Source organism: Nostoc sp. C117 (assembly GCF_043099735.1).
Classification (GTDB): Bacteria; Cyanobacteriota; Cyanobacteriia; order Cyanobacteriales; family Nostocaceae; genus Nostoc.
Map to the genome: position 1 here is coordinate 4,196,503 of NZ_CP170991.1, position 21,480 is coordinate 4,217,982.

Genomic DNA, 21,480 nt, shown 5'->3' on the forward strand with positions numbered 1-21,480 from the left:
ATACGGCAACCTGCACGGAGAACCAAATATGACATCTCCAGAAACGGTTATATGGCTACAAGAGCGGACAAGTTTAGGAATTCTCTCACCTGAGGTTTTAAATGCGATCGCTCAAGTCATTGAAGAACAAGTTTTACCACCACAAGTCAACCTCGTTGACGAAGGGACTTCCCCAGAAGCACTTTATATTCTCAAAGAGGGTCAACTTGAATGCGACAATACTAATCATCAGAACTCAGCTTTAGTTCGTGGATTCCTTCCCGGAGCAGTTATTCATCTCCAGGAGTTGCTATTGAATGAGTTAGCCATCTTCACAATTGTTACCCTCACAGAATGTAACTTATGGGTTATACCCGCTGAAAAATTTCGGGAATTAGTCACCCAATACCCCGAAATTGCTCAGGCTTTTTCCCGCCAATTAGTTCAAGAATTAGCTCAAGCTACATCTGCACTTGGCTACGAACAAGAACGTTCTGTGGCTTTGCGGCCATATTTAGTCACCAAAGCGCAACGGGGAATTGTCGGTACAAGTCGCTATGCTGTGCGTCTGCGAGAGCAAATTAGAGAAGCTGCGAGCGATCGCAAATCTGTGGATATTTTTGGCGAACCAGGCTTAGAAAAAGACAACATCGCCGCCTTAATTCACTTTGGTTCTCCAAAACGGCGAGAACCAATTATTAAAGTGAATTGTGGTATTCTGCAAACCAGCGGTGCAGATTTATTTGGTCGTTTTGGTGGTAAAGCGGGACTCTTGGAATGGCTAGGAGAAGGCACTCTAGTCCTCAACAATATCCAAGATTTACCTCCTGAATTATTACCTGCTGTGACGCGGCTGCTTAAAACTGGCACATATACCCCTGTGACTCGTTCCGAAGAAGTAGAAGCTGAACCTCGTCCGAGCAAAGCCAGAATTCTCATTGTTTCGGAAAAAACTTTGCCAACAATCGATCGCTCTGTTGGTCATATTATTAAAGTACCACCGCTACGCTTGCGGAAAGCTGATATTCAAGCCCAAGTAGAATATTACACCAGTCTTTACATTCGATCTAGAGGTATTCCCAAACCGCACATTACTCCAGAAGCTTTACGCCGCTTACAGTCTTATGATTTTCCTGGCAATCTGAAAGAATTAAAAAATCTGGTAGAAAGAGCGATCGTCCAAGCGGAAAATACCAGTGAACTTACAGAAGAAATCTTCTGGCCAGCCGAAACCAAGAAAAAGCGATTTCGAGTCAATCTGTTAAATGTTTATCCTGATTTACGCAGGTTTTTACGGAGTGATTGGTGGCCAGATCGCATTAATTATGGTTTTACTGCAACTGTTTTTGCGATTATTGTTGCAATATTATTTATTGGACCCCAAACCCGCGATCGCAATTTCGTATTAAATCTATTTTGGGCTTGGTGGTGGCCTTTCTTTCTATTTCTCTTTCCCTTTTTGGGACGTGTCTGGTGTTCTGTTTGTCCCTTCATGATTTACGGAGAAATTACCCAAAAATTATCTTTGTGGTTGTGGCCTCGCAAACTCAAGCGCTGGCCGAGACAGGAAGCTGAGAAATGGGGCGGATGGTTTATGTTTGGTTTGTTCACCCTAATTTTCTTATGGGAAGAACTCTGGCATTTAGAAAATACAGCTTATCTTAGTGCTTGTTTGCTGTTATTAATTACCGCTGGAGCAATGATTTTCTCAGCTATTTTTGAGCGGCGGTTTTGGTGTCGATATCTGTGTCCTATCGGCGGTATGAATGGTTTATTTGCCAAACTCTCAATGACAGAACTTCGCGCCCAGCAAGGCATTTGTTCTGCCAGTTGTACCACCTATCAGTGTTATAAAGGAGGTCCCCAAAAAGGCGAAGGGATGGAAACTAATGGATGTCCTTTGTATTCTCACCCCGCCCAATTAGAAGATAACAGAGATTGTGTTTTATGCATGACTTGCCTGAAAGCTTGTCCTCATCGTTCCGTCGAATTCAACTTACGTCCCCCTGGGATCGAATTATGGACAACCCATGTACCCCGCACCTATGAAGTAGCATTATTATTTTTGCTCTTAGGTGGAATATATTTGCATCGCTTGCCAGAATTGCAATCATGGTTAGGTTTACAAGTCGATTTAACTAACTTTTGGCAACATTTGGGATTATCGCTGGTAGTGTTGATTATCCCAGCAGCTTTTACCTTTGCTACCTACAAAGTCATACAACTGTCTTACTGGTTAGCTAACTATATCGAAGCAGCAAAATCCAAAATCCAAAATCGTTCGACTGAGCGTAGTCGAAGTCCAAAATCTAAAATCCAAAATTGGATCAAGTCAAAATCATTTGTAGAGCTTGCCTATGGCTATTTACCATTAGTTTTGGGGGGAAATTTAGCTCATTATCTGCGTTTGGGCTTGGGTGAAGGCGGGCGAATTTTACCTGTGACCTTTGCTACCCTTGGTTTGAATGGCGAACAATTGCCGATATTGGTTGCTCATCCTGCCGTCATGGCGTTTTTGCAAGGTACAACTTTAATTTTCTCAGTGTTGTTGAGCATTTTATTAACGCAGAAAATTGCCAGACAACCACTGACATCGCTCCTGGGGCAAAATTTAGCAGCGATCGCCTTGGGTGTTAGTATGTGGGCAATTATTGTATTGTAAACCAGGCTTCTAAATCCGCGATCGCCTGAAAATCTAGCAATGCTTCACCGAGATTTTCTAATTGTTCTAAAGAGAGAGTTTCAATACGCGATCGCACCTCTTGGGGTAATTCTCCCACCCGTCGAGTCAGTTGACGGAGAATGAGCAATTGCCCTTCTGTTTTTCTTCCTTCTTGTCGTCCTCGTTGTTCTCCTCGTTGTTCCCCTCGTTGTTCCCCTTCGGCGAGAATTTCCTGATAAATTACTGATTCGCGCATCATACCCTCCCGAAATAATTGTCGAATTAAGTCTTTATTGTATTTTAACCCCGCTAAGATCTCGGTGTAAGCGGAAGTTTCTACTCGTTGTCTTGGCTCAAGTTGATTAACTTTTTCTAAAACTTGTTGCAACAAGGCTTGAGGTTGCGTGGTTGCTGCCAGTGGTGCTAATGGTAATAAAGCCTCGTCATTAAGAAATGGTTCGGGATTTTCTGACCACATAGTAATCACGCGATATTCATGACGAGTATTTTCCACTGTAAAAGCAGTTTCAATTACCGTTTCTGGTGTAGGAGGAAGCAATAATACGACAACTTGCGTTATTGGTAGACGATATAAACGGTACAAGCGTACCCAATAATCTAGCATCCGCAAGGGTAATGGGGGTGTAGATTCTAGTTTGGTTTGAAATTCTAGGTGGAGAATCCGGCCTTCTAGCTGTAAAAATGTGACATAATCAGCGCGAATTGGTTCAATGCTCAATTCGGTTTTAAGAACTTTGACGTTTGTTTGTGGTGTACCCAAAACCCAACTAGCAAAGTTAACGGGATATTTTTCGGAGAGTAGTTTGCAGAGGTTATCAAAGGACATTGACAATCGACGACAATTGAACGAGACATTGCTATTATCTCGTGTAGCAATATTTATTAGCAATCGTCTTGGGTGTTACCATATGGGCGATTATTGTTTGATAAAAAGAGATTATTGTAGTTGTAGGCTGTGTTATGCCGCAGGTTAACGCACCAACTATATATAGTGTAAGGATTACAAATAATGCACGTTCTCAAAAGAACCATCAAGCCACAAACCTATATCTCGTTCCTGCACATCTACCAAACGACTTGGGGAACTGCTGGTGATATCTGTTTAATCCGTGAATCTGTAGCTGATGATAGTACAGCGAAATTTATCGGGCATAAAATCCAGCTAGCAGTACCAAAAGGGCTAGAGCGCGATCGCATTGCCAATTGTCCAATCATTAAAGTTGCAGGTAATGTCGGCGATGGACACCCTAAAGAACACCCGTTGGAGTGGGAGGCTTATGAGGGTGTAAATGAAGAAATAGCGATGGCAGCTTTGAAACCTTGGGGCTTCAAGTTAATTGAGCTTTAATGCGGCAAACCAGGCTTCTAAATCCGCGATGGCCTGAAAATCCAACAATGCTTCACCGAGATTTTCTAATTGTTCTAAGGAGAGAATTTCAATCCGGTTAAGCACCTCTTGGGGTAATTCTCCCACCCGTCGAGTAAGCTGACGGAGAATGAGCAATTGCCCTTCTGCTTTTCGTCCTTCTTCCCGTCCTCGTTGTTCGCCGCGTTGTTCGCCTTCAGCGAGAATTTCTTGATAAATCACTGACTCGCGCATCATACCCTCCCGAAATAATTGTCGAATCAAGTCTTGATTGTATTTTAACCCCGCTAAGATTTGGGTGTAAGCAGAAATTTCTGGTTGTTGTCTTGGCTCAAGTTGATTAACTTTGACCACAACTTGTTGCAACAATGCTTGAGGTTGCGTGGTTGCGGCCAGTGGTGCTAATGGTAACAAAGCTGGCTCATTGAGGAATAGTTCAGGATTTTCTTCCCATAAGCAAATCACGCGATATTCATGACGGGTAGTTTCGACACAGAAGACAGTTTCAATTACTGTTCCTGGTGCAGGGGGAAGCAGTAATACGACAACTTGCGTTATTGGTAGACGATATAAACGATACAAGCGTACCCAATAATCTAGCATCCGCAGGGGTAGGGGTGGCGTAGATTCTAGTTTGGTCTGAAATTCCAGATGGAGAATGCGTCCTTCTAATTGTAAGAATGTGACATAATCAGCGCGAATCGGTTCAATGCTCAATTCAGTTTTGAGGACTGTGACGGAAGTTTGCGGTGTTCCTAATACCCAACTGGCAAAGGTAGCAGGATGTTTTTCGGACAGTAGTTTGCAAAGGTTATCAAAAGATATTTGCGATCGCTAACAATTGAACGAGGTATTGTTATTATCTCGTGCAGTGGTTTGAGTAGGCGATGTCTACGATGGGCTATTCGGCGTCGCACCATCACTCAGGAAAGCTCAATACTATAAGAACTGAAGGAAAAATTAATTCAATACGCTGCTGATACGAAAGACCATACTGTGAGTGATACGTTCGTACAATTGTTGCGACCAAGGGCGTGATATTAATTCGTAATTAAGAAAGAAGCTTTTAGGCTGACGGGAAATTTTTGATTTAATTAAAATGAGCCTTTGAACACCATTAATGAGTCTTTTAGCTCCATTAATGAGTCTTTGAACACCATTAATGAGTCTTTTAGCTCCATTAATGAGTCTTTGAACACCATTAATGAGTCTTTTAGCTCCATTAATGAGCCTTTTATCTCCATTAATGAGTCTTTGAACTCCATTAATGAGTCTTTGAACTCCATTAATGAGCCTTTGAACTCCATTAATGAGTCTTTAAACTCAATTAATGAGTCTGGGTTGAGGGTAAATTCTTGATTTAATTAAAATCTGACTTTTCACTTCATGTAGAAAAGCTAATGCTAAACCTAACCCCTGAGTAAGTTTCCTTACTAAGGAATGGAAGCGAAGTTTTCTAGATAAGAGTGAAAAGTCAGGTTTTGGAATGAGTCGAAAAAGAGATTGTGTCTCTCCTACCGCCAAGTAGAATCAATGCTCAGTTCACCTGGAACTAAGCTTAATCAATAGGCGGAGGGATTAACCACGACCCCAGTAGCGATCGCGTTCATGGCGACGATTATTGTCACGAATGTTGCGAAGGTCGTTCTCACGGTCATAACGGCGATTGTTATCGCGGCGGTCATAACGGCGATTATTGTCGCGGCGGTCATAACGGTGATTGTTATCGCGGCGGTCATAACGGCGATTATTGTCACGGCGGTCATAACGGTGATTGTTATCGCGGTCATAGCGATGGTTATTGTCACGAATGTTGCGAAGACCGTTCTCGCGGTCATAATCATCATTTCTATGATGACGACTGTGACGTTCGTAGTTACCATCATCGTTGCGTTGATAGCTGTAGTTATCTAACTCAGCAAGATAAGACGCTGATGTATTAGCATCGGCTTTTGGAGAAATACCCAAAGCTGATGCAGATGCTATCAAGCCGGCGAGCAAAATAGAGGTAAAGCGGTTCATGATGTGAGTCAAAATTTGTTGATAGTGATTTATGCAAGTCCAGTCTGTTTAGGAAGAGCAGATTCCACAAGTCTTTAAATCAATCCTATCAGTGTTTTCTAACTCGAAAAGTTTTCTTGGGTGGGGTGATTAAGAAAAGTTTTGTCGTTTGTGATACTTTTTGACTTTCTAAATGCCATCAATCACCTTTCGATGACAAAAAACTTTTCGCGTTCCATAATTCCCGGATGATTTGAGAATTTGGATCAATACATAATCACCCCATCTTTGCGTCTCCGTGTCATACCATTTCACTTAAAAAAGGATACACATGAGCAAGCAGAGGAAGTGATTTGTATCAATAATTTCGTAAATTGGTATCAGCCACAATATTGAGCAACACCAGTATTTTATTATCTAAGTCTTAAAAGGGCGGTTAGAAACCGCCGGGCTGAAGTTAACTACTTCAATAAGTCATCCCCAGGAATGACTGTGGCGTAAAAAACATAATTTTTATTAGCTAGATAGCGACGGTCTTGTTTAACTATTGCCATAAACTCTCGGTGTCCCTCGCGTCTGCGTCCTACTAAACACCCTGCACTAGCATTCTTGATATCATTTGCAGGAGCATCATAACCGTAATGTTGATTTACTGCAAAAATACCTGTATCAAGTTTGTCGCCAATCCGTTGAAAATCTTTATTAAAATCTCGGTAAACAGTGATGGGTGCAACTTGGACTAAAGCTTCGTGAGGTTCTGAATTGCCGTGTATGCCAACCGCCCAAGCTTTGTATTGCCCAAATTTAATTCTAGCGGCACCTCCAGGATTCATTGGATTATAAGTATACCAGCGGCCTGGTTCTGTAGTGGCTTGCCAGTGATTGACAATTTTGGGGATACCGTCTACTACTTCAATGACAATACGGCGATCGTTGAATTGATTGGGTGTGTCTTGGTTAAGAGTCCAGTCTTCATTTACTCCTTCTAAATAAACGATGTTGTATTCTTTGGGACTAGTGAATACCTCATAGTTTTTTGCCTGCATGTATTTCACAATCTTGCTGGCAACGTCATTACCAAGTTTTAAGGGAGGTGTAGGAAGATCTTCTGGTTTTGTCTCAATCAGTTCTTTGGCTGTGACTGTTCCTAAAAAGTCACTTTCTCCAATCTTCATTAATTCTTGAAATTTTTTGAGGGCTGCGGCAGAAACTGGGCCGAACTGGTCATCAGCAGGAGAATCGAGCAAACCTAAGCCAATTAACAGTATTTGAATCTGATGAGTTAATTCTGGGTCTTTAGCGATCGCCTCAAATCCCCATTTCTCATTTTTTCCCAAGAAATCTTGTAGTTTCATTATGCACCTGGCTTTATTTACTTACTTCTAAGTATAAACATCATTTTCAAGACTGATATTGTTTGAAACAATACTCTGAGATGTCATAGATTTTTAAATTTTTTACTATTAATTTATGATTTATACCAATTTTTTATGAAGCTGCATATAATTCGATCCCCCCTAGCCCCCCTTAAGAAGGGGGGAACCAGAAAAACATCTATTAAAGTCCCCCTTTTTAAGGGGGATTTAGGGGGATCAAGATATGTGCAACTTCACGTTAAATTGGTATTAGCACAAAAATTTATATGATTGTACTTAGGGAATTCCAAGAAATAAATTATCCAATAAAGTTGTAGTTGAAGATGTGAAAAACATTCTTTGGCAGCTAATGGAACGTCTTGATAAATGGACAGTGAAAAATTTGCGGTGAGGAAACAAAACGTATGGATGGAGTGACGCTGTGAGGGAAATTGTTCCCGCGTCCCCCCATCTACCTCAACCTATCAATTTCAAGTTGACAGACTATTAGTTAATTTGGGGATGAGCATCTTGTGCATCCGAACAGACTAAGGTTGGTGTGGGTATGGTTTGAGTTGGGTAAGCATTTTTGACAGCAACCCAATTACTCGCTATTGGCATTCGCCAACCAGTTCCAAAGGCGCGATCGGTAATTTTTAAGCCGGGGGGTGCTTGTCGCCGTTTAAATTCAGCTCGCGCCACCATCTGAATTACTCGGTCTACAATCAGGGAATCATGACCAGCTGCGACAATTTGGGCTGCTGATTGGTGATGGTGAATCAGTCGTTGCAAGATATCGTCTAGTATCTCGTAAGGTGGTAACGAGTCTTGATCTACTTGACCTGGTTTGAGTTCGGCGCTGGGTGCCTTAGTCAAGACATTTTGGGGGATGATTTCGTTATTACGATTTAACCACTGACAAAGTGAATAAACGCGGGTTTTGGGAACATCTGCAATTACTGCTAAACCGCCATTCATATCACCGTAGAGAGTACAGTAACCAACTGCCATTTCTGACTTGTTACCAGTAGATAGGAGAAGATAGCCAAACTTATTAGCGATCGCCATTAATAAATTACCCCGAATCCGGGATTGGATATTCTCCTCTGCCAATCCAAATTCTGTACCTGCAAATAAATTGGCTAAGGTTTGATCGAAGCCTTGCATTAACTGCCCAATTGGTAAAGTATCAGTTTTCATTCCCAGATTTTCAGCCAATGCCAAAGCATCACTAATAGAATGTTCTGAACTATAAGGCGAAGGCATCAGAACACCGAGGACATTTTCTTGACCAAGTGCAGCAGTGGCGATCGCTGCTACTAGCGCCGAATCAATCCCACCACTTAAGCCCAAAACTACTTTAGAAAAGCGACATTTACGGGCATAATCTCGCACTCCCAAAACTAAAGCTTGCCAGATTTCTTCATCTTCTGATTCATATACAGCTGCGAGATAACTCAACTGCAAATCTCGCACTGCTTCGTCAAATTCAACCGCCAATAAATCAGTTTCAAAACCACGGGCGCGACACATAATTTCACCTTGACGATTCAAAGCAAAACTCCGACCATCAAAAATTAGGTCATCATTTCCGCCAACTTGGTTAGCATAAATAATTGGTTTTTCAAAACGGACTGCGCTATACTTCAGCATTTTTTCCCGAAGCTGTTGCTTGCCGAAAGTATAGGGTGAAGCCGACAAATTCACAATTAAATCTACACCCAGAGTTGCTAAGTCAGCAATGGGATTTACTGTATAACTACGCTTGCCCCAAAATTCTTCATCGTTCCATAAATCTTCGCAAATAGTGACGCCAATATCTATATTATCTAAGGTGAAATAATTAGCTTCTAATCCTGCTTCAAAATAACGACGTTCATCAAATACATCGTAAGTTGGTAAAAGTCGCTTGTGAAAAGCTTGCTTGATTTTGCTATTTTCTAGCAAAGCTATGCTGTTAAATAAAGTTTTACCGCCATTAATATGTGCGTTAAGATTTTGTTCAACAGTTCCTACCAACACAGCTAAATTTGGTGGTAAATCCTGAGCTAAGTTTTGTAAAGTTATGTTCATAGCTTCTACAAAACTAGGATTTAGTAATAAATCTCTTGGTGGATAGCCACACAGAGAAAGTTCTGGTGTTAGCAACAAACGTACACCGCCAGATGCAGCGCGTTGTGCCGCTTCCAGGATTTTTTGGGCATTTCCTGGCAAGTCACCAATTATGGGATTAATTTGAGCGATCGCAATTTTCATATTATTTGTTATTTGTTATTTGTCATTAGTCATTAATCATTGGGAATGGGGAGATCGGAGACTGACGAGCAGAGGGACGAATAATAACTCCTCAGTCAACAGTCAACAGTCATCTCCCTCATTAAATAAACACCAAAGGTTTATCCTTCAAGGGTGCAAAAGCTTCAGCGTCAAACTTATACAAACTCGCTGGACGACCAGCACCCCGTGATACCTTAATTCCGGTATCGGATAAAAAACCTAACTTGAGTAAACGCGCCCGAAAATTAGAATAATCGGAAAAGTTATCACCTAAAACTGTGGTGTATAGCTGATATAAATCATTCAAAGTAAACAATTCTGGCAGGACTTCAAAAGCCACTGGACTATACTCCAATTTATTTCGCAAACGCCTGTGTCCATAGGTCATAATTTCATTATGGTCAAAAGCTAATTGTGGCACTTGTTTGACTGGATACCAAGCTATGCCAGCTACGCGATCGGCGATTAATTCGGCTTCTTCAAATCGCACAAGGGCAAAATAACTAACTGATAGATAACGTACACCATAACTATCGGTAGCTTCTCGTGGATCGCGATTTGGACCTCCAAAGGTATATAGTTGTTCTAAATAAAGATTGTTGACCTTAATTTTCTCTGCCATAATGCGATAGGCAGCATCTTCTAAAGACTCACCTGGACGCACCAAAGTACCGGGAAGACTCCAATGATTTAAAAATGGTTCTTGCTGTCGCATTACTAACAGAACTAACAGCCGATTTTGTGCAGTATCTACAGAAAAAATTACATTATCAACACCAACCTTGAAATCGGCCAAAGGTTGTTGGTTTAACGAAGTTGAAATCTTTTTTTGCTGGCGTCCTGGCATTCGTATAAATGCTCTCGATTAATATAAGCAACTACAGGGGGTGTGAGGGCTTGAGAATCTCCATATTCACGGAAGGCTGTTGAGGAAATATCTAGACCAGTTAAACTAGCGATCGCAATTTTGCCTCCCAGATGTTGCACTACCTCTAAACTAGAATCATCTATTGCATATCCCGGTCGCGGTACAACCAATAGTTGCACTTCCTGTAACAAATCTTCAATCCTATACCAACGTGGTAGCTGACTGAGTAAATCTGAACCAATTACCAATGTTAATTCAGCGTTATCACCCCAACGCAATTTCGCTTTTTTTACTGTTTCCAGGGTTCTCAAGCTACTCAGTTCTTGTTCCAAAGCAAGATTGTGCCGTGGTGCATCGATATCCGCAATCAATAGTTGCAGCATTGCCGCCCGATGCTCTAAAGGTGTTTGATGGGACTTAAATGGATTATCCGCTGCCCAAACCGCTACCCAATCATAACGCTCAGACAACCAACTCAGAATTTCTTGATGTCCAGCTGTTGGTGGATCGGCACTAGTTCCAAACAAAGCAACTCTCATAATAATTCGTAATTCGTAGTTCGTAATTAAGACATACCGAAAGAGTAATTATTGCCTCTGTGTACTCAGCGCCTCTGCGGTAGCCTACAGCAAGCCGCTGTTGCGTCTACATTTCTTAGTTTCTTCTGTCAACTCTTGCAGTTTGCTAGAAATTTCTACTTCTACAGGCACAGGACTATCTAAACGCCGTGTTTGTTGTGGCAAACTGGCAACTGAGGCAGCAGTCCGCTGACGAATTGTTTCCAACGTCTCTAACGGTTGCAACTGTTTACCCTCCCGTACTACCAACTGCAACAAAGGTTTTTCTTCTGGGGAACTTTCGCCTAAAAGTCCCAGCCTCTCAGCTTTTACCTTACCTCCTGCGAAGGAGCGAAAAATCTGCTTGCGCCCTGGATAAGTTATCTTCCCACTCGACTGCTTCATGACTGGGATGCCATCAATATCTACAAGTTTATAGACTCCATTTACGGGGGAACCTGTAACTAATCGCGTCCCCAATCCGTAACCATCAATTTCAGCCCCAGCGGCTTTGAGTCTGGCAATTTCCCACTCATCCAAGTCGCCACTAGCAAAAATTGGCACACTAGGAAGAAGCGATCGCACCTGTTTTGATAAGGTAACTAAATCTCCTGAGTCCAAGCGCACTCCTGTTAATTGCATTTCCCCGGAATTGACTTTTTCGGCTAAGCGTTGGGCAGCAGCAACAGTATCATAAGTATCAATCAACAATGGCGCACCCGGAAAATATCGATGAAATGCACTAAAAGCTTGTTCTTCAGTGCCTTCGATGGCTGACAGCGCCATCACCAGGGCGTGAGCCATCGTACCACTAGGCTTTTGTCCCAGTTGTAGCGCTGCTAACACATTAGAGGTGGAATCTAACCCACCTGCTAACGCCGCCCGCGCCGCCCACAAAGACCCCTGGGGACTAAATGCCCGTCTGGTGCCAAATTCTAAAAGTGTTGCTGATTCCCCCGCTACATCCCGCAATCGGGCTGCTTTTGTAGCAATCAAAGTCTGATAATTAATCGTATTTAATAAGTAAGTTTCTACTAGTTGTGCTTGCCAAAGCGGCGCTTCTACCCTAAGAAGTGGCTGATTGGCAAACACAGCCGTTCCCTCTGGGACTGCCCAAACGTCGCCGGTAAACTTTCCTTGGGCTAATAGTGACCAAAAGCGATCGCTTGCTTGGGCAAAAATTCCCGTCGCTTGTAATGCTGCAATTTGCGATGGACTAAAGCGAAATTTTTCTAAATATTCCAATGCTTGGGCTAGCCCCATTGCAATCAAATAACCAAAACCCTCTGGCAAGCGCCTGACAGACAACTCAAAGCTTGCCCGTCGTTCTTCTATACCTTCACCTGTGTAACAAGCAGCCATCGTCAACTGGTAAAGGTCTGTCAGTAAGCTGTAGTCATCAGCACAGAGGTTTAGTGCCTGATTATGCTGGGCTTGCTGTTTATGTACATAGTCCAAATCTGCGAAAGTTGTCATACCAGAGCTTCCTTACAAGAACGCTTCTTTTATTTATGGTAATATTTACCATAAATAATGTCAACTACTAGCGGATATATTTCTGAGACTACTGTAGAGCAGTAGATTCACAACTATATTAATACTAGCTTCATAGAATACTTAATATTTTTTAATAGTAATAGCTATTAATAATTAGGTGGATATAGCAATCCGATTTGATTTCTGAATCACTCGTAGAGGTAAGGGACTGGGAAGAAGGAATAAAGGTGTAGTGAATTTTGTTCAAAAATCAAATATGACAAATATGAGTCCTATATCATTTAGATATCTTGCACGAACTAAAAATTTGCCCACCCTAGAGAATCTTGCTATATTTTCAACCCCTTCCTCCAATCTTGTGAGAAGGATCTTTATTAAAAGCTGCTTCAATTGCTTTTGCTAAATAAGGATAATTTCTGATACCAATAGAACGTATTTGATAAAAATTTTTAACCTTATACCAATTTTTTATGAAGCTGCATATAATTCGATCCCCCCTAGCCCCCATTAAGAAGGGGGGAACCAGAAAAACATCTATTAAAGTCCCCCTTTTTAAGGGGGATTTAGGGGGATCAAGATATGTGCAAATTCACGTTAAATTGGTATTAACTGAATCGTATTGGAATATAAGGTTAATATTCAGTTTTTTCTTCACAACTTGCATTGGCATCAAAGTCTTGACATTCTCTGCTTTCCAGCAATTGCCTGACTGTACTACCAGGCTGACAACTCATCAAAGTAGCACCCAAAGTAGCCAGGGTAAAAATAGTAGCTAGACCTAACAAAGTAGCTCGTTTTATCGGTTTGATTGCTCTAACTAAATTATCTATCCCAGTGCCATTACCAAAAACCTCAATTGTTTTAAGTGCTTCCAAAGCAATAGCTGCATTAGCATAGCGATGTTTTCGATTGCGTTCCAACATTTTCATCAACCACGACTCAAAACGGGGGCTGATTTTGGGAAATAATTTATAGAAATTAAAGCGATAATTATCATCAATTAACTTACGAATATCAACAGAACGGGTATTAGTAAGTAAGCAAATCAGTGTTGCGCCTAAACTATATAAGTCTGACGCTTCAGTGAGGGGATAACCAAGCTGTTCTTCTGGCGGCATGAAGCCTGGAGTTCCTGTTACAAAACTGCTAAGAGCTATTTTCGCACCCTGTACCTTAGCCAAACCAAAATCAACTAGATAAGCATTTAGTTGCTCATCAATCAAAATATTTTCTGGTTTAATATCCCGATGAATAATTGGAGGGACTTGCTTTTGTAAATAAACTAAAATTTCTAAGATTGATAAAGCAATTTGTTTAATTTCTTCAGGATGAAAGCTACATTTTGAACTTAATGGTGGGGCATTTTTATATTCCTGCACTATATAAAAAAAGCCTGGCACTTCAAAGGAATCTACGTAGTGAGGAATCCGAGAGTGATTTAGTTTTTGTAAAATTTGAGTTTCGCGTTCATAGGCTTTCACACCTGACAAATCAACACTTACACGGGCAAAACAAAACTCTTTAATTACCACTTGTTGGTTAGAGTTGAGGACATTAGCTAGGTAAGTAATGCGTCCCTCTTCTTCGTTGCGTGCTAATTCGCTGATGACTTGATACCCTTGTTGGGAAAAATCTGGATGGTGATTTAAGGGAATTCCCCCTTTATGTCCATTATGTAGATCAAGCTCCATTACACACACCACATGAGTTTGATTTTATCAAGATGGAATTCAAAAATAAGAGGGACTCATCCAAATTGTTAACTGCATTTTTACCTTACTCGTCGTGCATAGACACAAAGTTGTTTTTGGCGATCAACAGTTGGTTTAATGTCACATTGAAGTCTCTTCAACGGGCAGTGTATTTTTGTTGCAAAGCTAAGCTGTTACGCATTTAATGTGTACATTTACCTGAATACTTTAGACCCGCATCAGCTTAGTTGTTTCGACTTTGGGAAATTTTACAACACACTGCCCATCTAAATGCAAAATGATTAATTTTGTCCTAACCAATGGATAATCTGGGCGTTGACAACATCTGGAACTTCATCGTGGGGACAATGACCGGCATTGGGAATGGGAACTATTTTGATGTCTTTGCCATTCTCACGCGCCTTTTCGTAAATCTTAGCCCCGGTAATTGGTGTCCAAGGATCGTCGGCACCCCAAATTACCAATAAAGGACGTTCGACTTTGGGTAATAGTTCCTCTGGGCTTGGACCAGGAGGCGCTGTGAGAATGGAGGCGAAGACTTGTTGCGCTCCTGGGTCGCAAGAGGGAGTATAAAGTAAATCGACTAATTCATCGGTGACGGCTTGGCGATCGCGGTAAACTTGGTAGAGGGTACGGCGAATTTGGGCTTTTTGGCGAATGCGGTTATAGACAAATTTACCTGTAATTGGCGATCGTACAAACCGATTAAAAGCTGCCATCACCATTCGTAGTGGTGGGTTCAATTCATGGGGACGATGACTCAACCCACCCGCAGAGTTAATTAAAATACCGCCAGCAGCAATTTCTGGATGTTCCACCAGTACTATTAAACTCAAAAGTGCGCCGATGGAGTTGCCAATAAATACAGCAGGTTCGTCTATATGTGCTGTGCAGAAATCTTTCAGCAGTTCTACCCAAACTTCTACGCTGTAATCAATAGGTGCTTTATCGGAACCGCCAAAACCTAAAAGGTCTATAGCAAAAACTTGGTAGCCAGCATTTGCCAGAACGGCGATATTTTTTCGCCAGTGTCCAATGGAAGCACCAAAGCCGTGAACTAGTACCAGAGGGCGTCCTGTGCCCATAACAGTGTACTGAATTTTGTAACCCTGCCAAGTCCAAATCAGTTTTTCAAAGGCGTCTTGGGTTGCAAGCTGCTGTGTGGTTATAGTCATTATTAAGATTCGTAAAGTCTTTCTTTAAATATATTTTAATGTTCTGTGACCTCATACAGCAGATTGCAACTGAGTGAGGTGGAGATTATCGTAACAGCACAATATTTTTGTGCCCCTACCTATGTACCTCATTTATCTGAAAAAGGCTGTAACTTTCTCTCAGCACCGATAGATGTTAGCTTCATCTACTCCAAGGGATTAATAAGTCAAGGATGTGAAATATCCCTTTGACTTTTTAGACGAATGGTAGTGTGAGATGAAATACACAAATCAAAGTAACTTTGCTCATTTGAGCAAATTTTTTCTGGCTGCAACCTCTGTGGTAATATTTTTGCCAATAGCTTCTGCCTATGCAAGTTCAGGGTTTTCTACCATCGTCGCCCAAATATCTGATAATTCCACTGAGCAAAAAGTTTTAGCTGATAAGGAAAGTAATATTACTCTCCAACGGCAAACTGTAATTACACAAAGTCAAATAAATACTAGTAAGGTTTCGGCAAAATCGAAAAAAATAGGTTTTAGCCTTGCTATTTGGCAACCATCTGGTAATTTGTCAGAGGTGATTGCGCGGATTTCTCTCAAGAGTAAAAGTGACAATGGCTATTTAAAAGAGCGCTTTTTGGGTGATTATAAGTACAAAATTAACCAAAAAGCAAAATTTGCTAAGGGGTTAAAAACTGGCGATCGCATTGTTGTGCGATTGTATGATGTTGAAAAGCGTTTTATTGGCTACAGCGAGTTTGAATGTTTATCGCAAAATACCACAGTTAATCTGATTTTGTCAGCCAAACCTACAGAATACCAAGTCGTTCGGACTGTTTATGGTGTTGATGCTGACCAAAATGGCAATATTGACCCAAGTACTACCACCTACGACTACTTTACCCAAGTCAGGAACCAACGTGTTATTTTCTTGAGTAGTTCCCAAACCTTCCAAGGTAGTCAGTTCCAAGGAGTAGGTTTGTCAAAAATTCCCGCAACTAGTGTTTATCCCCTATCTTTCACCCAAGGGGATTTTGCTTTAGTGCGCCAGTCGTTTATTAGTGTTTTTGGTTCCGACTTGGCAAAGGTTTTGCGAGTTACTCCTGGTAGATTGGTGCAGGTGACTGAAGTCAGCGATAACTCTAGCTACGATATTAATCAACTGCTGACGAATTATCGCCAAGTTGGGGTATCTCCCATTGCCCAGGTTAACTTTTCTGATGTTTCCACAAACCACTGGGCTAAAGATTTTATTGACGAATTGGCTGCAATGAAAATTCTTGAAGGTTTTCCTGATGGAACTTTCCGCCCCGATGCACCGGTAACTCGTGCGGAGTTTGCGTCAATGCTGCATAAAGCTTTTACAAAGGGCAAAATTCGCCAAGGGATTGCTTTTAGGGATGTCTCAAATCAATACTGGGGTTACAATGCCATCAAGAATGTTTACCAAATGGGCTTTTTAAACACCCGTGTTGGTAAGGATTTCAACCCTACTCAAAACCTTTCTCGCCTCGAAATTCTGGTAGCGTTAGCCAAGAGTTTAAATTATCAAGCCAGTGGTTCCACGGATGGGATTTTATCTGTTTACAGCGATGCAAGTACTATTCGTAGTGAATATCGTAGTCTCGTTGCTGGCATAACACAACATGGTGTAGTTGTCAACTATCCCAACGCGAATTTGCTCAATGCTGAACGGGTGGCAACCAGGTCTGAAGTGTCTGCTTTGCTATATCAAGCACTATATAGCACTGGAAAGGTAGCAAATATCTCCTCAGAGTATATTGTTGTCCAACAACAGCAGCAAATTGCAGTTGAAGGGCATACTGAAACTCCAACGGGGCAAAATAATAAAGTTAAAGTGCGTCGCCATTGCAACCAAGGTATTGGTAATGGTTCTGAGGGTTGTGACCCAGGCAATTCTCATCCCCACGGTGGCAGTAACGATGAAGGTGGACGCACTCCGGGTAGGTAAAATATACGCAAAAAAACTTAACACGATTCATAATGAAGATAGGCGTTATCTTCACAAAATTTTATGTTCTTAACTTGGTTAGACAGCAATAGTTGGCTGCTGGAAATTGGCGGAAAACGCATATTAATTGACCCTTGGCTCGTTGGTTCGTTAATTTTCAGCAATTTGGATTGGTTATTTAAAGGTTCGCGATCGCAAAATCGCCCCATACCAGATAATATCGATTTAATCTTGCTGTCTCAAGGTTTAGAAGACCATGCTCACCCACCAACTCTGAAGCTACTCGACCACAGCATTAAGGTTGTAGCTTCTCCCAATGCAGCCAAGGTAGTACAGCAATTAGGTTACACCCAAGTAACAGTATTGGCTCATGGTGAAACTTTCACTTTAGATAATCAAGTTGAAATCAAGGCTTTTCCCGGCTCTCCCATTGGTCCGACTCTGGTAGAAAATAGTTATCTCCTGAAAGATTTTGACAGTGGTTTAACTGTATATTACGAACCTCATGGGTATCATTCTCCAGAACTTCAGCAAGCTGCACCTATTGATGTAGTGATTACACCGTTTATTGACATGACCCTACCTTTGCTTGGGCCAATTATTAAAGGCAAAAACAGTTCGTTGGAAGTAGTCAAGTCGTTACAACCTCAAGTCATATTACCGACTGCGGCTGGTGGAGATATAGTCTTTGAGGGATTGTTGATGAAACTGATTCAGACTAAAGGAAGTGGTGAAGAATTTCGTTCGTTGCTAGAGAAGAACAATCTTTCGACCCAGGTGCTTGAGCCAAAACCAGGCGATCGCTTTGAACTACCATTAAAAAAACGAGCATTAGCTATCTAATGTTTGGCTTAAAGCGATACAAGCCCCACTCCGTAATTTGAAAACTCTGTGTGGGGTCAAAAAATCTCTAAATCACCCGAAAATACCCTGGTAGGGCATTGCTTTTTGATATCAGGTAAAGGTTTAATACAAGCTTGACTATTGAATTTAAAAGGCTTGAGTGTAATGAAGACCCTCAGTGGATTGCTATTTGTACTTAGCTTCATGGTAGTAGCTTGCAGTCCGTCTCCAGATAAAACTGTGTCTTCCAACCCTGAAGTAACGATCGCTCCAGTTCAAGTAGGAGAGAAAAATACACAAAATAAGCTTTTAGTTGTGACAACAGTCGCTCCCTTAACCAATATTGTGAGTAACATTGCAGGCGATCGCTTAGAAGTTAAAGGTATTATTCCCGAAGGAACCGACTCCCATACCTTTGAACCTCGTCCCAGCGATTCTGATTTGCTATCCAAAGCTAATCTGATTATCGCCAATGGGTTGCATTTAGAATCCCCCACCGAAAAACTAGCTAAAGCCTCAAAGCCCAAAGAAACTAAAATCTTTGAATTAGGCAGTAAAACTATTACCCAAGAGCAATGGCTTTTCGACTTCAGCTTTCCTAAAGAAAAGGGCGATCCCAATCCTCACCTGTGGGTAAACCCCAAGTATGCTGAGGCTTACGCTAAACTAGCAGCGCAACAATTAACCGCCTTAGATCCTGCTGGTAAAGACTACTACGCGACTAATCTGAAAAATTATTTACAACGTCTGGATGCTCTAGACAAAGCAACACGAGAAATCGTCGCCAGTATTCCCGCCAAAAACCGGAAACTTTTGACCTACCACGATTCTTGGGCATATTGGGCGAGAGAGTATGGTTTTCAAGTCATTGGTGCCATTCAACCTTCAGATTTTAAGGAACCATCCGCTCAAGATGTTGCCAAGCTAATTGACCAAATTCGTCAAACAGGCGTTCCAGCCATTTTTGGCTCTGAAGTCTACCCCAGCAAGGTAGAAGAACAAATTGCCCGCGAAGCCAAGATCAAAACAGCCAACACTGCCGATGATGAGTTACCAGGAACAGGTTCAGCCAATGCAATGGAAAACACCAATGCTGAGCATACTTATATTGGGATGATGGCTAATAATATGCGGATTATCGCCTCTAATTTGGGAGGAAATCCTGATTTGGTGAAAAACTTGAAAACTGGAAATGTTGTTGGGCCAACAGCAACTAAGTAGGATCGCGAAAATAAATACAGCAGAATTCAGAATGGGCTAGGGCGTGTTTTTAAACTCGAAGATCCCCCCTAACCCCCCTTAAAAAGGGGGGAAAAGAAACTCCAAAAGCCTCCCTTTCTAAGGGGGGTTGGGGGGATCTCCAAAGACTGAGGGGCTTAAAGAGAGGTTTGAAAACACGCCCTATGCCCCACTGTGCTAACAGAAGTAAAACAGGCTTGATATCTGGCTTTGAAACTTACCTTATGTACTTCACCAACTTGAAATGTGCTGTATATGCAACCAATACTTGAAGTGAGAAATTTAACCTGTGGTTATCAAATCCAGCCAGTGTTTAGCAATGTTAATTTGACGCTTTACCCTGGTCAACTTACTGGTTTGGTAGGACCTTCCGGTAGTGGTAAAAGCACTTTAATTAGAGCGATTTTAGGATTAGTTCATCCTTGGGGTGGAGAGATTTTGTTTCGAGGAAAACGCTTAAAACCAGGTGTAGCGCCACCTTTGGTGGGCTATGTGCCGCAGGTAGAAACGGTAGATTGGACTTTTCCGGTTACGGCTTTGGAAGTCGTGATGATGGGACGTTATCAAAAGCAGAAGATGTTGCCTTGGTCTTCGGGGCGCGATCGCCAAATTGCCAAAGAACTCCTAGAACGCGTTGGGGTTGCCGATGTTGCCCATCAACCCATCGGTAATCTCTCTGGTGGGCAACAACAAAGGGTTTTCATTGCCCGTGCTTTAGTTGGAGAACCAGAAATCGTTCTTTTAGATGAACCCACCAGCAGTTCCGACTTGCACGTTCAACACGAACTATTGCACCTATTGGCTGATTTGAATCAGCAAGGCTTAACAATCATCCTCTCCACCCATGACCTCAACTCGGTAGCGACTCATCTACCTTGGGTGGTATGTTTCAACCACGGTTTAATTTGTCAAGGTCAACCGATCGATGTCTTCACTCGCGCAAATCTAGAGCAGACTTTTGGCGGAGAAATGGTAGTTTTTCACCAACAAGACCGGATCTTAATCGCTAGCGGCGGCACTTCCCTACGTCATCAAATGGAACACAACTTGCCGGAAATATTGCGCCCCTCTAACTCGTCGAAGTCTGCTTAACATCAATATATATGGATTTTTTACTAGCACCCTTTCGCTACGAATTTTTTAGTCGTGCCATTTTAGTAGGCATAATGGCAGGGCTATTATGCGGGATCATGGGAGTTTATATTACAACTCGCAGAATGAGTTACATTGCCCACGGTTTATCTCATGCGATTCTGGGGGGAGCCGTGCTGAGTTATGTACTGGGCTTGAATTTCTACATTGGCTCAGGGATTTGGGGTTTTGGAGCTGCTCTGCTGATTCAATATTTAACAGGACGCAAAGTCTACTCGGATGCAGCTATAGGAATTGTGACAACCGCTAGCTTTGCTTTAGGAGTTGCTGTGATCAGTAGCTATCGCAAGTTTAGCCAAAACTTTGAAGCCGCTTTATTTGGCAATGTGTTGGGTGTTTCCCCGAGTGATTTGTGGGTGGTGACGGGTGTAACGATTGTCTTACTAAGTCTGGTTTTCTTGTTTTATCGCCCGTTGCTATTTTGGTGTTTTGATCGGGAAGTTGCTCAGGTTCACGGCGTACCCGTCTTTGCAATGGATACTTTATTTGCTTTGATGTTAGCGACCTTACTGGTAGCGACACTGAACGTCTTGGGGGTGACCCTGATTATTTCCGCAGTGGTGATTCCAGCATCAATTGCCCGATTAGTGAGCGATCGCTTTGGTTCTATCATGATTCTTTCCGGGATTTTAGGAGCTGTGATTTCCTTTGTCGGTATCTACCTCAGCTACTACCTCGACATTGCCTCTGGAGCGAGTGTAGTGCTACTGTCAACCGCTATATTTGCCTGTGTGTTACTCAGCAAAAACCTGCAAGGACGATATAAACGCCGTCTCCCTCCCCTTTCTATAAAACACCTCCCTTAAGAGGTTGTTTGAAAAG

General features: G+C 42.0%; 18 protein-coding genes. 8 read left to right on the forward strand and 10 right to left on the reverse strand.

Annotated elements, in window-relative coordinates:
• Positions 1–28: 28 nt before the first annotated feature.
• Positions 29–2,641 (forward strand): sigma 54-interacting transcriptional regulator, encoded by a 2,613-nt coding sequence (locus ACFG4S_RS18255; RefSeq protein WP_392530450.1) that lies wholly within the window; start codon positions 29–31, stop codon positions 2,639–2,641.
• On the opposite strand, the gene ACFG4S_RS18260 is transcribed toward ACFG4S_RS18255, so the two are convergent.
• A complete protein-coding gene (locus ACFG4S_RS18260) occupies positions 2,628–3,488 on the reverse strand; it encodes an Rpn family recombination-promoting nuclease/putative transposase (protein ID WP_392530451.1) in 861 nt (286 codons plus the stop codon). The genes ACFG4S_RS18255 and ACFG4S_RS18260 overlap by 14 nt on opposite strands.
• Before the next feature lie 183 nt (positions 3,489–3,671).
• Here ACFG4S_RS18260 and ACFG4S_RS18265 point away from each other — a divergent pair, with 183 nt between their 5' ends.
• On the forward strand, positions 3,672–4,010 hold the full coding sequence (locus tag ACFG4S_RS18265; protein ID WP_392530452.1) for a hypothetical protein: 339 nt from the start codon (positions 3,672–3,674) through the stop codon (positions 4,008–4,010).
• Here the strand turns inward: ACFG4S_RS18265 and ACFG4S_RS18270 are convergent.
• Complete coding sequence (locus ACFG4S_RS18270; protein WP_392530453.1) at positions 3,996–4,745, reverse strand: Rpn family recombination-promoting nuclease/putative transposase; 750 nt, start codon at positions 4,743–4,745, stop codon at positions 3,996–3,998. The genes ACFG4S_RS18265 and ACFG4S_RS18270 overlap by 15 nt on opposite strands.
• Between ACFG4S_RS18270 and ACFG4S_RS18275 the strand changes: the two genes are divergently transcribed.
• On the forward strand, positions 4,738–4,866 hold the full coding sequence (locus tag ACFG4S_RS18275) for a hypothetical protein (protein WP_392530454.1): 129 nt from the start codon (positions 4,738–4,740) through the stop codon (positions 4,864–4,866). The two genes, ACFG4S_RS18270 and ACFG4S_RS18275, sit on opposite strands and share 8 nt — an antisense overlap.
• 740 nt (positions 4,867–5,606) lie before the next feature.
• Here the strand turns inward: ACFG4S_RS18275 and ACFG4S_RS18280 are convergent.
• From ACFG4S_RS18280 to ACFG4S_RS18315, 8 genes are all read right to left on the reverse strand, one after another.
• Positions 5,607–6,050: a hypothetical protein gene (locus ACFG4S_RS18280; RefSeq protein ID WP_392530455.1), complete on the reverse strand. Its 444-nt coding sequence runs from the start codon at positions 6,048–6,050 to the stop codon at positions 5,607–5,609.
• Between the two features lie 440 nt (positions 6,051–6,490).
• On the reverse strand, positions 6,491–7,384 hold the full coding sequence (locus tag ACFG4S_RS18285; RefSeq protein ID WP_392530456.1) for a peptidoglycan-binding protein: 894 nt from the start codon (positions 7,382–7,384) through the stop codon (positions 6,491–6,493).
• Between the two features lie 507 nt (positions 7,385–7,891).
• A complete protein-coding gene (locus ACFG4S_RS18290; RefSeq protein WP_392530457.1) occupies positions 7,892–9,640 on the reverse strand; it encodes an NAD+ synthase in 1,749 nt (582 codons plus the stop codon).
• A gap of 121 nt (positions 9,641–9,761) precedes the next feature.
• Positions 9,762–10,508, reverse strand: coding sequence for an NUDIX domain-containing protein (locus ACFG4S_RS18295; RefSeq protein ID WP_392530458.1), 747 nt, complete (start codon positions 10,506–10,508; stop codon positions 9,762–9,764).
• Positions 10,469–11,068, reverse strand: coding sequence for a nicotinate-nucleotide adenylyltransferase (locus ACFG4S_RS18300; protein ID WP_392530459.1), 600 nt, complete (start codon positions 11,066–11,068; stop codon positions 10,469–10,471). Before ACFG4S_RS18300 ends, ACFG4S_RS18295 begins: the two co-directional genes overlap by 40 nt.
• An 84-nt stretch (positions 11,069–11,152) precedes the next feature.
• Positions 11,153–12,562 (reverse strand): nicotinate phosphoribosyltransferase, encoded by a 1,410-nt coding sequence (locus ACFG4S_RS18305; protein ID WP_392530460.1) that lies wholly within the window; start codon positions 12,560–12,562, stop codon positions 11,153–11,155.
• 653 nt (positions 12,563–13,215) lie between these two features.
• On the reverse strand, positions 13,216–14,274 hold the full coding sequence (locus ACFG4S_RS18310; protein WP_392530461.1) for a serine/threonine protein kinase: 1,059 nt from the start codon (positions 14,272–14,274) through the stop codon (positions 13,216–13,218).
• Positions 14,275–14,576: 302 nt separating this feature from the next.
• Entirely contained in the window at positions 14,577–15,470 is an 894-nt protein-coding gene (locus ACFG4S_RS18315; RefSeq protein ID WP_392530462.1) for an alpha/beta fold hydrolase, read from the reverse strand.
• Between the two features lie 256 nt (positions 15,471–15,726).
• Between ACFG4S_RS18315 and ACFG4S_RS18320 the strand changes: the two genes are divergently transcribed.
• The 5 genes from ACFG4S_RS18320 to ACFG4S_RS18340 all read left to right on the forward strand — a co-directional run bounded on the left by ACFG4S_RS18320 (position 15,727) and on the right by ACFG4S_RS18340 (position 21,464).
• Positions 15,727–17,424 (forward strand): S-layer homology domain-containing protein, encoded by a 1,698-nt coding sequence (locus ACFG4S_RS18320; protein WP_392530463.1) that lies wholly within the window; start codon positions 15,727–15,729, stop codon positions 17,422–17,424.
• A gap of 63 nt (positions 17,425–17,487) precedes the next feature.
• A complete protein-coding gene (locus ACFG4S_RS18325; RefSeq protein WP_392530464.1) occupies positions 17,488–18,267 on the forward strand; it encodes an MBL fold metallo-hydrolase in 780 nt (259 codons plus the stop codon).
• Between the two features lie 165 nt (positions 18,268–18,432).
• Complete coding sequence (locus tag ACFG4S_RS18330) at positions 18,433–19,488, forward strand: metal ABC transporter substrate-binding protein (protein WP_392530465.1); 1,056 nt, start codon at positions 18,433–18,435, stop codon at positions 19,486–19,488.
• A 273-nt stretch (positions 19,489–19,761) separates the two neighbouring features.
• The gene (locus ACFG4S_RS18335) at positions 19,762–20,598 is read left to right on the forward strand and encodes a metal ABC transporter ATP-binding protein (RefSeq protein ID WP_392530466.1); all 837 of its coding nucleotides are present in this window, start codon (positions 19,762–19,764) and stop codon (positions 20,596–20,598) included.
• Between the two features lie 11 nt (positions 20,599–20,609).
• Positions 20,610–21,464 carry a metal ABC transporter permease gene (locus ACFG4S_RS18340; protein ID WP_392530467.1) on the forward strand — a complete coding sequence of 285 codons (855 nt, stop codon included), beginning with the start codon at positions 20,610–20,612 and terminating at the stop codon, positions 21,462–21,464.
• Positions 21,465–21,480 lie beyond the last annotated feature (16 nt).